The 12,920-nt window shown below is 60.7% G+C and carries 14 protein-coding genes; 7 read left to right on the plus strand and 7 right to left on the minus strand.

Annotation, left to right across the window (positions count from 1 at the left end; all coding sequences use genetic code 11):
* Positions 1–7 precede the first annotated feature (7 nt).
* The 3 genes from AC1DNI_RS00460 to hemC all read right to left on the minus strand — a co-directional run bounded on the left by AC1DNI_RS00460 (position 8) and on the right by hemC (position 3,031).
* Positions 8–1,291 (minus strand): COG4223 family protein, encoded by a 1,284-nt coding sequence (locus tag AC1DNI_RS00460; protein WP_477690435.1) that lies wholly within the window; start codon positions 1,289–1,291, stop codon positions 8–10.
* Positions 1,292–1,391: 100 nt separating this feature from the next.
* Positions 1,392–2,015 carry a uroporphyrinogen-III synthase gene (locus AC1DNI_RS00465; protein ID WP_477691443.1) on the minus strand — a complete coding sequence of 208 codons (624 nt, stop codon included), beginning with the start codon at positions 2,013–2,015 and terminating at the stop codon, positions 1,392–1,394.
* A gap of 86 nt (positions 2,016–2,101) precedes the next feature.
* Positions 2,102–3,031: a hydroxymethylbilane synthase gene (hemC, locus tag AC1DNI_RS00470; RefSeq protein ID WP_477690436.1), complete on the minus strand. Its 930-nt coding sequence runs from the start codon at positions 3,029–3,031 to the stop codon at positions 2,102–2,104.
* A 95-nt stretch (positions 3,032–3,126) separates the two neighbouring features.
* Here hemC and tsaD point away from each other — a divergent pair, with 95 nt between their 5' ends.
* Genes tsaD through AC1DNI_RS00495 form a run of 5 tightly spaced genes read left to right on the plus strand, consistent with a single transcriptional unit; the run spans position 3,127 to position 6,636 of the window.
* On the plus strand, positions 3,127–4,206 hold the full coding sequence (gene tsaD / locus AC1DNI_RS00475; RefSeq protein ID WP_477690437.1) for a tRNA (adenosine(37)-N6)-threonylcarbamoyltransferase complex transferase subunit TsaD: 1,080 nt from the start codon (positions 3,127–3,129) through the stop codon (positions 4,204–4,206).
* Complete coding sequence (locus AC1DNI_RS00480; RefSeq protein ID WP_477690438.1) at positions 4,203–5,189, plus strand: NAD(P)H-dependent glycerol-3-phosphate dehydrogenase; 987 nt, start codon at positions 4,203–4,205, stop codon at positions 5,187–5,189. The genes tsaD and AC1DNI_RS00480 overlap by 4 nt, the downstream gene beginning before the upstream one ends.
* A 41-nt stretch (positions 5,190–5,230) precedes the next feature.
* Positions 5,231–5,521, plus strand: coding sequence for a YciI-like protein (locus AC1DNI_RS00485; protein WP_027231026.1), 291 nt, complete (start codon positions 5,231–5,233; stop codon positions 5,519–5,521).
* Between the two features lie 12 nt (positions 5,522–5,533).
* A complete protein-coding gene (locus AC1DNI_RS00490; RefSeq protein WP_091947655.1) occupies positions 5,534–5,962 on the plus strand; it encodes an EVE domain-containing protein in 429 nt (142 codons plus the stop codon).
* On the plus strand, positions 5,959–6,636 hold the full coding sequence (locus AC1DNI_RS00495; protein ID WP_477691444.1) for a class I SAM-dependent methyltransferase: 678 nt from the start codon (positions 5,959–5,961) through the stop codon (positions 6,634–6,636). Before AC1DNI_RS00490 ends, AC1DNI_RS00495 begins: the two co-directional genes overlap by 4 nt.
* Before the next feature lie 3 nt (positions 6,637–6,639).
* On the opposite strand, the gene AC1DNI_RS00500 is transcribed toward AC1DNI_RS00495, so the two are convergent.
* Positions 6,640–7,173 (minus strand): L,D-transpeptidase family protein, encoded by a 534-nt coding sequence (locus AC1DNI_RS00500; RefSeq protein WP_477690439.1) that lies wholly within the window; start codon positions 7,171–7,173, stop codon positions 6,640–6,642.
* A 129-nt stretch (positions 7,174–7,302) separates the two neighbouring features.
* On the opposite strand from AC1DNI_RS00500, the gene AC1DNI_RS00505 reads away from it, so the two are divergent.
* Together AC1DNI_RS00505 and AC1DNI_RS00510 are read left to right on the plus strand one after the other, a co-directional pair.
* On the plus strand, positions 7,303–7,986 hold the full coding sequence (locus tag AC1DNI_RS00505) for a response regulator transcription factor (RefSeq protein ID WP_027231022.1): 684 nt from the start codon (positions 7,303–7,305) through the stop codon (positions 7,984–7,986).
* Positions 7,987–8,024: 38 nt separating this feature from the next.
* Positions 8,025–8,483 (plus strand): cyclic nucleotide-binding domain-containing protein, encoded by a 459-nt coding sequence (locus AC1DNI_RS00510; protein WP_027231021.1) that lies wholly within the window; start codon positions 8,025–8,027, stop codon positions 8,481–8,483.
* A 10-nt stretch (positions 8,484–8,493) separates the two neighbouring features.
* Here AC1DNI_RS00510 and AC1DNI_RS00515 read toward each other — a convergent pair whose 3' ends face one another.
* The 3 genes from AC1DNI_RS00515 to AC1DNI_RS00525 all read right to left on the minus strand — a co-directional run bounded on the left by AC1DNI_RS00515 (position 8,494) and on the right by AC1DNI_RS00525 (position 12,891).
* Complete coding sequence (locus AC1DNI_RS00515) at positions 8,494–9,300, minus strand: exodeoxyribonuclease III (protein ID WP_477690440.1); 807 nt, start codon at positions 9,298–9,300, stop codon at positions 8,494–8,496.
* A gap of 86 nt (positions 9,301–9,386) precedes the next feature.
* The gene (locus tag AC1DNI_RS00520; RefSeq protein ID WP_477691445.1) at positions 9,387–9,989 is read right to left on the minus strand and encodes an outer membrane lipoprotein carrier protein LolA; all 603 of its coding nucleotides are present in this window, start codon (positions 9,987–9,989) and stop codon (positions 9,387–9,389) included.
* 277 nt (positions 9,990–10,266) lie between these two features.
* The gene (locus AC1DNI_RS00525) at positions 10,267–12,891 is read right to left on the minus strand and encodes a DNA translocase FtsK (protein WP_477690441.1); all 2,625 of its coding nucleotides are present in this window, start codon (positions 12,889–12,891) and stop codon (positions 10,267–10,269) included.
* Positions 12,892–12,920: the final 29 nt, after the last annotated feature.

Genomic DNA, 12,920 nt, shown 5'->3' on the forward strand with positions numbered 1-12,920 from the left:
TGAACTCCTAGTTTGAAGCCGCGGGGGCCTTTGCCCCGGCAAGCGCCTCGGACAGAGCCTTCGCAAGCGCCTCGTCGGCCTTTTGCCGGGCCTTCATGGCCTCCGCGAAATCGGCCGAAACTGACTTGGCGCTATCGGGCAGCTTTTCCCATTCGGCTATGGCCCCGCCAAGATTTGCAGAGCCAAGGTTGGCTTCGATACGCGCCGTAATCGCATCAACGCTGTCGCCGGCAACCATGCCAACCGGCCGCGCTTCGACCAGACCTCCGGCGCTCGCCCAGAGTTTGTCGAGAATGCTGGCATTCGGATCGACGGTCCGCGTGGTCGCGACAATCTTTGCCGCAACGTCGCCGAACTCCGTCGCAAGCGTTCCGACGGTCGGTATTCCCTTGGCAGCAAAGGCGCGCAGGCTTTCGATGTTTTCTGTTGGCGGTGCCACGGCCGCATAGGTATCAAGCTCGGCGGTAAAGGGCGCGCCGCGATCGAGCGCAGCTTTCAGTCCGGTGGCGGCCATCGCCAACGCCATATTGGCCTGGCCTGACGTATCATTGACCTTGGCTTCGAGCGCCGCCAACCTGTCGGTTGCAGCTGATGCCTGCTCGACCTGCTGCTGGCTCGCATTGAGTTTGGTCTCAAGCGCCGCGATGCGCGCGTCAATGGCACTCGTATCGGCCGAACCGGCGGCACCCACGCTTTTCTTGACCTCGTCCACACTCTGCTTGATCAGGCTCATCTCATGGGCAAGCGCCGATACCTGTTCCACGGCATTCTTGGAATTTTCCACCGCGCCATTGAGCGCCAGTTCAGCACCATCGCCGAGGTCGGGTGATGGCGGTGTTCTTTGCAAGGCGGCAATCTGTTGTTCGAGATTTGAAAGGTCGGCTTTCGGCGACGGCATCAGTCCCGCCCACTGCAAGGCGGAAACACCCACCAGGGCTACCAAACCGCCAATGACGCCTGCAGCAATTCGGCCGAACTGATCGCCGGAATTTGGCGCCGGCGCGGCCGGTGTTTGGGTAGCGGGCCTCGCAGCGCCCGGGCGACCAAACGATTGCTCTGGCTGCGCTGAACTTCCCGTCGAGGTTTGCTCGGGCTTCTCGCCCGCATCTTCCCCCGCCTCTAGGATCGGGGCAGTTTGCGATCCAATAGCTGCTGGATCGAAACCTACGGGCTCCGCGGCAGGTGTTTCCTTGGCCTTTGCTTCGGGTTTGCTGACGGCCGACGGCTCCAAATCGATCGTCACCGGCTTGCGGGCGGATTTCGAATGACGTGGAACGGACGATTTTGCCATGAGCTGTCTCTTTCGTGATCAAAAGCGGGTGAACGCCACGCTAGCAAGGAAGTTCCTGCTGCGAAACGGCCAATATTGGCGAATTGAAGGTGTCTCCCGCTTAAGCTTCGCGCATGAGTTGCAACAAAGCGCCTTCATCCGGCTTCGATGCGGCGTAAACCCGCCCCTGCTTCCAATCCGTCAGCACGTCGGCAATTCGTTGCGATAAACAGAATATTGCTGTGTTATCAAAGTTTTGAACCAGCTCTGGCCGACTTGCCAAAGATGCAAATAGTTCGGCGCCCCAACGCGAATAGATCAGACAGGAATCGATACGCTTCTGTGCGAAAAAATCGTGCAAAAATTCAGTTGTATAACTGACTGAAACCGTATCGTAGGTGAGACTACAGCGGAAATGGATTGCGGATTTGCGGAGGCTCTGTTCGAAATCAGGCGAGCGGACCTTACCGGTCAGGTAGAGGAGGCATCCGCCGGATGGCAGTTCCTCGATCACGATTTGAGCGAGCGTCGCTCCGTCGCCGTCGCCCGTCGTCACCGTTTCAAAACCCCGCGCTCGCGCGGCGGCGGCTGTCGCTTCGCCGACAACGAAACACGGCACTTTGAGGAGCGGGCGCAACAGTTCGTCGGAGGCTTCACGCAATGCGCTGGCGCTCGTCACGGCGACGGCACAAAACTTGGCTTTTGGCCTCGACGCGTCGAGAGGAACGATTTTTGTGAGCGGCAATACGAGCGGCAGGAACCCGCTGCACAGCAGGCGCTCGGAGGTTCTGGTCGCTCCGGGCTGGGGCCGCGTGACCAGAACCGTCTTCATCAAAGCCAATCCGTGAAGAAGTGCGCGCCAGCCCGCGCACGCACGCGCTGGGCCGCGTCTCGGCCAATCTCGGCGGCATCAGCCAGTGCACCCTCGCCAGACACCTCGTGCGCCTCGCTGCCGTCGGGCAAAAGGATCATGCCGTGGAAGGAGAGCTTGTCTCCAGAAACCGTGGCGAGGCCGGCGATCGGCGTGCGGCAGGAACCGTCAAGCGCTCCGAGGAACGCCCGCTCGCACGCGAGTGCTGTCGATGTCGGTAGGTGATCCAACGGCGCGAGCAGGCTATCCACGCGTTCGTCGCCGATACGGCTTTCCACCGTGATCGCGCCCTGGCCGGGCGCTGGCGGAAAGGTTCTCACATCCATAAGTTCGGTCACGACTTCGCCCAATCCGAGCCGCCGCAAGCCCGCATAGGCAAGGAATGTCGCATCCACCTCGCCATCCGCAAGCTTGCGCAAGCGGGTTTCCACATTGCCGCGGAAATTGATGACCTTAAGGTCCGGACGCACGCGCCGGATGAGGGCCTGGCGGCGCAGCGATGCGGAGCCGACGACCGCGCCCTGCGGCAATTCGAGTAGGGTCTTCACCGAACGCCCGATAAACGCGTCGCGCGGGTCTTCACGCTCGAGGAAAATCGACAGATGCAGCCCTTCCGGCAGGAAGGTCGGCATGTCTTTCGAAGAGTGGACAGCAAGATCGATCCGGCCGTCGGCAAGCTGCTCTTCGATCTCAAGGGTAAAGAGGCCTTTGCCGCCGACTTCGGCCAGCGGACGATCCTGAATCCGGTCACCGGAGGTCGAAATGACGACGATCTCGATGTCGTCTTCACGCATTCCGTGGTGCTGCATCAGCCTGCTGCGCGTCTCACGGGCTTGTGCGAGCGCAAGCGCGCTCCCACGTGTACCGATCTTGAGCGTTTTTGTTTGCATTGGCTGCTGTCCGTGTTACGCGATCTTGAATAGAAACGTCTGCCTAGCGAAGTTTTATTCGACCGGCAATGCGGCGAAGGATATCAGGTTTATCTATGCGTGTTCTGGGAATTGAGACAAGTTGTGACGAAACGGCCGCCGCCATCGTCGAGCGCGACGCGTACGGCCGCGGCCGCATCCTGTCGAATGTCGTTCTCAGCCAAATTGACGACCACGCACCCTATGGCGGCGTTGTGCCAGAGATCGCTGCGCGCGCCCATGTCGAAGTCCTCGACCGTTTGATCGGCCAGGCGCTGCATGAGGCGCAGATGTCGCTCGATGATATCGATGCCGTCGCCGCAACCGCAGGGCCCGGCCTGATCGGCGGACTGATCGTTGGCTTGATGACCGGCAAAGCCATCGCCATGGCCGGCCGCAAGCCGTTTTATGCGATCAACCATCTGGAAGGTCATGCGTTAACCCCCCGGCTCACTGACCAGATCGACTTTCCCTACCTGCTGCTGCTCGTCTCCGGCGGACACACGCAAATGGTGCTGGTGAAGGGCCTCGGAGACTATGAGCGGCTCGGCACGACCATCGATGACGCGCTTGGCGAAGCCTTCGACAAGACGGCCAAACTCCTCGGGCTTGCCTACCCAGGCGGACCGGAGGTGGAAAAGGCGGCCCGCCTTGGCGATTCTGCGCGCTTCCTCCTGCCGCGCCCGCTCAAGGGTGAGGAACGGCTCGATTTCTCGTTTTCGGGGCTCAAGACCGCCGTACGCCAACTCGCCACATCGCTTCAGCCGTTGTCACAGACGGACGTCAACGACATTTGCGCCGCCTTCCAGAGTGCAGTAGCGGACACGCTCGATGATCGCGTTGCGCGCTCGCTTGCCCTGTTCCGCCGCCGCTTTCCGGATGTTGCAGCGCCCGCCCTTGTCGTTGCCGGCGGCGTTGCCGCCAACAAGATCATCCGCAATGGCCTGCAGCGGCTTTGCGCCGAGCATGGCTTTCGCTTTATCGCGCCGCCGATGGCGCTTTGCACCGATAACGCCGCGATGATCGCCTGGGCCGGAGCCGAGCGGGCGAAACAGAATGCCGCCGACCCGCTCGACATCGCACCGCGGTCGCGCTGGCCACTCGATCTGCGGTCTGCGCCGTTGATCGGTGCGGGGCGCCGAGGCGCCAAGGCATGACTTCGAGCGTCAATATCGCGGTCTTGGGTGGCGGGGCCTGGGGGACGGCCCTTGCCACGATGGCAGCCGGCAATGGCATGAATGTCCGGCTCTATGCTCGAGATGCGGCGACAGTCGACGCGATCAATATCGACCATCGCAACGATCGCTACCTTCCGGGGATCAGCCTTCATCCGGCACTGAGAGCGAGCCCCGATGCCGCTTCGGTTCTGGCAAACAGCGACTTCATTCTGTGTGTTGTTCCGGCACAGGCCCTGTCTGCCGCCATTGATGAATTCAAGGACAGCATCCCGTCCGGCGTACCGTTTGTGATCTGCGCCAAGGGCATCGAGCGGACGAGCGGCCTCCTCATGTCGGAAGTCGTTGCAAGAGCTCTGCCCGGCCAAACGATCGCCGCGCTGTCCGGCCCAAGCTTTGCCAGCGATGTCGCGAAGGGGCTGCCGACGGCGGTGACCGTCGCCGGAGCCGACCAGGCCATCGCAGATCGTATTGCCTCGACGCTCTCTGGCCCGACTTTCCGCTGCTATTCGACCGATGACCTGATAGGGGTGGAGATCGGTGGCGCGCTCAAGAATGTCCTCGCCATTGCTGCAGGGGCGGCGGTGGGCCGCGGCTATGGGGCAAGCGCGCAGGCGGCTCTCGTCACCCGTGGATTCGTCGAACTGCGCCGGATCGGCCAGGCACTCGGCGCCAGGCCGGAGACGATCATGGGCTTGTCCGGTCTCGGCGATCTCATGCTGACCTGCTCGACCCCGCAATCGCGCAACTATTCCTACGGGCTTGCGCTCGGACGCGGCGAAGACCTGTCTGCGAGACCCCTGGCGGAAGGCGTCGCCACAGCCGCCATCGCAGCTGAACTTGCAATGAAACACGGTATCGAAGCGCCGATCATCGCCGCCGTGGCGCGGATACTCGATCGTCACATCACCATAGACGAAGCCATGGAAGCGCTGCTTTCCCGGCCGTTGAAGACCGAAGACTAGGAAGACTAGGCTGCTGGCCTGATGAGAATTGGGAGACATGAATGCTTTACGCACTGCTTTGCAACGACAAGCCCGATCACCTGCAGGTGCGACTCGATACGCGCGCCGCGCATCTCGACTATCTGGCGGGCCTTGGCGACCGGCTGAAATTTGCTGGTCCCTTCCTCGGCGATGACGCCAAGCCGAATGGCAGCCTCGTTGTAATCGAGGCAGGCGATCTTGCCGCCGCAAAGGATATTGCGGCCAACGATCCTTACGCCAAGGCGGGCCTTTTCGCCTCGGTCGACATTCGCCCATGGAACTGGGCCATTAAAAATCCGGCAAACAGTTAAGCGAGGTCCAATATGGCATTCTGGCTGTTCAAATCCGAACCTGACGCATGGTCCTGGGAAAAGCAGAAGGCTGCCGGCGCCAAGGGCACCGAATGGACGGGCGTGCGCAACTATCAGGCCCGTAACAACATGCGGGCGATGCAGATCGGCGACAAGGGTTTCTTCTACCACTCGAACGAAGGCCTCGATATTGTCGGCATCGTCGAAGTCTGCGCGCTCGCCCATCATGATTCGAGTACGGACGACCCACGTTGGGAATGCGTCGATATTCGCGCCGTCAAGGACGTGCCGAATCCGGTTTCGCTCAAGGACGTCAAGGCGAGCCCAAAGCTCGCCAAGATGGCGCTGGTAACCTCGATGCGGCTATCGGTTCAGCCGGTCATGCCCGACGAATGGGTCGAAGTCTGCCGCATGGGCGGCCTGACGCCCGCACCGGAATGACCGCTGCGGAGGCGCCTGTTCTCGAGCCCGGAAGCGATCGGTTCCGCCGATTTGTGTTGAACAACACAGCGCTGCAATCGCCGCCGCATGTTCCCGAGATCAAGCTTCATCTCGCCGATGAGGCGCATGATCTCTGGCACCGGACCGAAGAGGAACTCGCGACGCTCGGCCTTCCCCCGCCCTTCTGGGCGTTTGCATGGGCCGGCGGTCAGGGGGTGGCGCGCTATGTGCTCGACCACCCGGCGAGCGTAAGGGACAAGAACGTCCTCGATTTCGCTTCGGGTTCCGGGCTTGTCGGCATTGCGGCGGCGCTGGCCGGCGCCCGGCATGTGGTTGCCTGCGACATTGATCCGTTCGCGTTGCCGGCTATCGCACTCAATGCGGCTGCCAACGGCGTTTCCCTGGAAGCTCGGGGAGACGACCTGATCGGCAGCGACGGCGGCTGGGACGTTGTCCTCGCCGGTGATGTCTTTTACGACAAGGCGTTTGCGGATCAATTGATCCCCTGGTTTACCAGTCTGGCTTCGCGCGGCGCCGAGGTTATCGTCGGCGATCCCGGCCGTTCCTATTTCCCGAAGAACCTGCTGCATGAGCTTGCCGTCTACACCGTGCCGGTGACGCGCGTCCTCGAAGATGCCGAGGTGAAGCGCACCACCGTCTGGCGCTTTGCGTAGCCTTTACCGCCGCACGCGAATAACCGTCTGATCGGAAAGGTGCGGCAAGAGCCTGTCCATGTCGCCGCGACTCAAAGCGATGCAGCCTTGCGTCGGCGTATAGCCCGGCCGCGCCAGGTGAAAGAAAATAGCGCTGCCCTTGCCCCGCCGCCGCGGCCGAATATTCCAGTCCATGACGATACACACATCATAGAGGTCGTCCTCGCGCCACATGGTCTCGTGACTTGCGCCATAGGGAATACGCACATGCCGGTTGTAGTTGCGGTCGTTGCCGACTTCGCACCACCCGTCATTCTGGCGCAGGGCGCGCAGCTTAAGGCCACCGCCGCCCTGAACGCGCTTGTCCGGGCGCTTGTAACCGTGGAGCAATCGCATCTGCGCCAAGGGTGTCCCACCATCGCCCTCCCGCTTGAAAGCCGTGATTCCACCGCGTCCGAGCGCACAGCGCAGCACCATTCCGCCGGCGATGAGTTGCCCCTGCGTTGCATGGCCGGGGCGGGGGCGTACATCGATGACCAGCAACCGCTTTCGACTCATGATTGCCTCATAAAAAGCCTTTTTGTGTCAGACTGATGCGCCTCACAGGCAATATCAAGTCGATCCCCTTTCTTTCCTCCGTAATTCGACTTAAATTCCAATCACTTCTTTGCACTTGCGGGAGATCTGATGACAGCGCGTACTATTCTGATCGTTGACGATGATGCGGATCTGAGAGCCATTCTCGTCGAGCAACTCGGGCTCTACGAGGAGTTCCAGATCATCGAGGAAGACAACGCGACCAAGGGCGTACAGGCTGCACGGAACGGCGTCGTCGATTTGCTGATCATGGATGTAGGTCTGCCCGACATGGACGGGCGCGAAGCGATCAAGCTTCTGCGCAAAGGCGGCTTCAAGGCGCCGGTGATCATGTTGACCGGGCACGACACTGATTCCGACACAATTCTCGGGCTCGAATCGGGCGCCAACGACTATGTGACCAAGCCGTTTCGCTTCGCCGTGCTTCTGGCCCGCATTCGGGCCCAGTTGCGGCAGCATGAGCAGAGCGAGGACGCTACGTTTGTCGTCGGGCCATATACGTTCAAGCCCGGGCAGAAAATGCTCATCGATGCCAAGGGCGGCAAGATCCGGCTGACGGAAAAAGAGGTTGCGATCATCAAGTACCTCTACCGCGCTGGCGGGAAGGTCATTACACGCGATGTGCTTCTCGAAGAAGTTTGGGGCTACAATTCCGGCGTTACCACCCATACGCTTGAAACGCATGTCTACAGATTGCGCCAGAAAATCGAGCACGATCCTTCGAATTCAACCATACTCGTCACGGAAAGCGGGGGATACAAGCTCATTCCTTGATGCCGGTGGGGCCAATCTAGGTATATGTCTGTTCATGCATGGCAATTGAAGATGATATCCGCATACTGGAGACGGTGGGGCTGTTCGAGACGTTTACGCGCGACCAGTTGCGACTGCTTGCCTTCGGCACGGAACGTCTTGTCCTCAGAGAGGGGCGCGAACTCTACCGCGAAGGTCAGTCTGCCGATTGCGCATATGTCATCGACCGCGGCGAAATCTCGCTTTTTCGTGAGGGTACGACCGGGCGCGTCATCCTGAAAACGGTCGGACCCGGGGCCGTGCTTGGCGAAATGGCGATCATTGCTCAGACGAAACGGCTGACAAGCGCCATGGCCGAAGCGGAGACGGAAGTTATCCGCCTCAACCGGTCCCTGTTCCGGCGCATCCTCGAGGAATATCCGGAGATCGCCGCCGCGCTGCACGACAAGATCGCGTCAGACATCAGCGAGTTGATCGACGCGATTACGCAATACGAGCACCTGTTCCAGGAGCGCTAGAGTATCCATATCAATCCAGGTTGAAGCGGGCGATGACCGGGACGTGGTCGGACGGTCGGTCCCATCCGCGTGCTTCGCGCAGGACCGTGATATCCGTCAGGTCATTTTCGAGGTCGGGTGATCCCCAGATATGGTCGAGACGCCGGCCGCGATCCGCCGCTTCCCAGTCCATCGCCCGATAGCTCCACCACGTGTAGATTTTCTCGTGTGGCGGAATGTGGTGGCGCATGAGGTCGCTCCAGCCGCCATCCTTGCGCAAGGTTTCGAGGCCTTCGGTTTCGATGGGTGTGTGGCTGACGACCTTCAACAATTGCTTGTGCGACCAGACGTCGGTCTCCAGCGGCGCTATGTTGAGATCACCGACCAGCAGAGAGGCATGGCCGTCGCCATAGACGGCGTTCATCGCCTTCATTTCGTCGAGGAAGCCGAGCTTGTGCTTGAACTTCGGGTTGATCACGGGGTCCGGCTCATCGCCGCCTGCAGGGACGTAGAAATTATGAATACGCAGACGCTTGGTTCCTGCGGTAACGACTGTGCTTAGATGCCGGCAGTCGGCGATATCGCAGAAGCCAACCCGTGCCGGCTCCGTCAGCGGCCGGCGCGACAGTGTCGCAACACCGTGATATCCCTTCTGGCCGCTGATCTCGATATGGCCATAACCTGCCGCGTGCAGCGCCTCGCGCGGAAATAGATCGTCCGGACACTTGGTCTCCTGCAGGCACAGAACGTCCGGCTGATAGTCGCGCAGAAACTGCAGGACGAGCGGCAGGCGCAGACGAACGGAATTGATGTTCCAGGTGGCAACGGAAAAGGGCATGAACACTCGCGGAAAGGCATGGGAGGCGCAGCAAAGGTGCTGCGCGGTCATGCCAAAAGATCAACCAGAGTTCAAGCCGCCGGTGATTACTTCTTCATCGCAATACGCGTGTAGTCGATCTTGAACATGTCGTCAGCGAAACGCACGCCGGTGCGCACATTGGTGATCATGACCGTGGTATCGAGGCCCTGCGCATCGGTTATGGTCCACTGACGCAGATCCGAGGTCTTCGGATCGAACATCATGGTAATCGTGGAATTGCCGAAGATCGACTTGTCGCCAAGGACAATCGTCGTCATGTCGGGCTCTTCCTTGACCGACTTTACCTTGCCGCCGGAGAGGTCGATCGAATCGCTGAGAAGCAGCTTCAGCGGCGTCTTCGACAGCGGATAAAGATCCCAGGTGTCGAGCTTGCGGTTGTTGATCACCACCGACTGTCCATCGGAAATGACGCGGATGGGCGAGGGCTTGTTGTAGTTGAAGCGAATCTTGCCCGGACGCTCGATGTAGAAGGTGCCTTCCGTCTGGTCGCCGCGCGGGCCGAACTGGACGAAACTGCCGGTCAGGGTCTTAACGCCCGAGAACTTGTTGGCGATTTCCTGGGCTGCGCTGACGCCACCGGGCGCAGCTTGGGCCAGCGCCGGCGTCGCAACCGCCACCACTCCGGTAACACATGCGGTACCGACCATCAAGGCGACCGCCGACGCTCTCATAAGCGAGCCAATTGCGCGAAACGGTGCGGTCGTCATCATGGTCATATCTCCTATCGTCGTCGAACGGTATTTAGAAACCCAGTTTGGCTTCACTGTGGCTAAGAAACGGCACAAAACCGTTTCCGTTCCTCAATGTGAGCTAGGCAAGGACGTTACGTAACCGCCCTGCCCCCTTACAGATAGGAACTCGCTGGGCAGCATTCCATAACGCCGCAAATTCTTGATGTTACGGCACGCGCCTGGCATAACGTTCCTAGAACTCGTCATCCTGTGTCGGCACGAGAATTTCGCGCTTTCCAGCATGATTCGCCGGGCCGACCAGACCCTCCTGCTCCATGCGCTCGATAATGGACGCGGCACGATTGTAGCCAATGCCGAGCCTGCGCTGAATATAGCTCGTTGACGCCTTCTTGTCGCGCAGGACGACGGCGACCGCCTGATCGTACGGATCGTCCGAATCTTCGAGATTGCTCGTTCCGGCCGGACCAGCACCTTCGTCCTCGTCATCCTCTTCGGTAATGGAATCGAGATATTCCGGCACACCCTGCAGCTTCAGATGCTGGACGATCTTCTCCACTTCATCGTCGCCGACGAACGGGCCGTGCACGCGCTGGATGCGGCCACCGCCGGCCATGTAGAGCATGTCGCCCATGCCGAGCAGTTGCTCGCCGCCCTGCTCGCCAAGGATCGTGCGGCTATCGATCTTCGACGTGACCTGGAAGGAGATACGAGTCGGGAAGTTTGCCTTGATCGTGCCGGTGATGACGTCGACGGAGGGTCGCTGCGTCGCCATGATCACATGGATGCCCGCAGCGCGCGCCATCTGCGCGAGGCGCTGGACCGCGCCCTCGATATCCTTGCCGGCGACCATCATCAGATCGGCCATTTCGTCGATGATGACGACGATATAGGGCATGGGCTTCAGGTCGAGCTCCTCCGTCTCGTAGACGGCCTCGCCGGTCGCCCGGTCGAATCCTGTCTGGACCGTCCGGGCGATGCGCTCGCCCTTCTTCTGTGCCTGTTCGACGCGCTGGTTGAAGCCGTCAATGTTGCGCACGCCCACCTTCGACATCTTGCGGTAGCGGTCTTCCATCTCCTTGACCGTCCACTTCAACGCGACGACCGCTTTCTTCGGATCAGTGACAACGGGCGTCAAAAGGTGCGGGATGCCATCATAAATGGACAGCTCCAGCATCTTCGGGTCGATCATGATGAGACGGCACTGCTCCGGCGTCATGCGATAGAGCAGCGACAGGATCATGGTATTGATGGCGACGGATTTGCCTGAGCCCGTCGTGCCTGCGACGAGAAGGTGGGGCATTTTCGCAAGGTCGGCAATGACTGCCTCGCCATTGATGGTCTTGCCGAGTGCAAGCGCGAGCTTCGTCTTCGTCTGTTCGAAATCCCGGCTCGCCAGCAATTCCCTGAGATAGACCATCTCGCGCGTCTGGTTGGGCAATTCAATGCCGATGGCGTTGCGGCCAGGAACAACCGCGACGCGCGCGGCGATGGCGCTCATCGAGCGGGCAATATCGTCGGCAAGCGTGATGACCCGCGACGACTTGATGCCTGGTGCGGGCTCAAGCTCATAGAGCGTGACGACCGGGCCGGGGCGAACGTGGATAATCTCGCCGCGCACGCCGAAATCCTCCAGCACGCCCTCAAGCAGCCGCGCATTTTGCTCAAGTGCTTCCTTCGAGAGACTCGGATTGCGGACGACATTCTTCGACTCGCTCAGGAAATGCAGCGACGGCATCTCGAAGTCATCCGACTTGATCAGCGAGGCCTGCGCTTCACGCTGGACACGCGCTCCAGCCTTCGGTGCAGGTGCCGGCGTATCGATTCGCGCCGTCACAGGCCGTGCCGGAGCGGAACGTGCCGGGGCGGCCTGCGGCGCCCAGTCGTCATCGTCTTCGTCGTCATCACTGAATGCTACTGGATCAAATCGCGCCGAGCGTGCGTCGAAATCGTCGTTTCCGATGTCGATCGAAGGAGCCTCTATGCGCGGCGCCGCATCGCCAAAGCCGGGCTCACGGCGGACGCCGTTCGCACCGGCTTTTTGCTTACCGCCTCCAACGTCGTCGAGGAAGTCATCAGCCCGCTGGCGTCCGCGCAGATTGCCTGCGCCGCTATGGCCGGTCAGGCGTCGGAACAGCGCTTTTGCGCTCAGGAACCAGTGGGTCAAGGCGCCGAGGGCAAGCAGACCACCGCCTTCGCGATCGTCTTCATCGTCGTCCTCGTCATCATAATCGTCTTCATCGGCGACGTGGCGCGTCGATTTCTTGGCGACCGGAGGCTCGCTGTCGCGATAGATAATTCCACTGGCAAAAGAGAATACCCAAAGGCTCGGCAATACGAGCACGGCAACAACGATCATTGCCAACCCGCCCCGGGGAAACGTGCCGATGAAAATTGCCGGTATCTTGAGAACCATGTCGCCGAAGACCCCGCCGAGGCCTATCGGCATTGGCCAGCTTGAGGGTATGGCGAAGCAACCTGCCATCGCCGCAGCCATCAGCGAGGCGCAGAACCAGGCGACGGCGCGCTTCGGCATGCGGTCGATGCTGCGGCCGGTAACGAGAAAGCCGCCCCAGAAGAGCGCAGGCATCAAAGCCACCACCATGGAGAGGCCGAAGAACTGCATACCGAGATCGGCGAACACGGCGCCCGGATAGCCCAGCGCATTGTGGACCGGATTGGACGTCGCGTGACTGAAACTCGGATCGAGGACATTCCATGTCGCGAGGCTTCCGACGGCGAAGGCCACGAAGCCAAACAGCGCTAGCCCCCAAAGCAGGAGAATCTGCCGCCGGAATATGGTGGTCAACCCGTGCCGTTCGCCATCGATGGCATAAGAGGCTGAATATCCTTGACGCATGAATGCTTGCCCCGCGTAAATGCATGCCC

This window comes from Phyllobacterium sp. 01N428, from assembly GCF_056399405.1.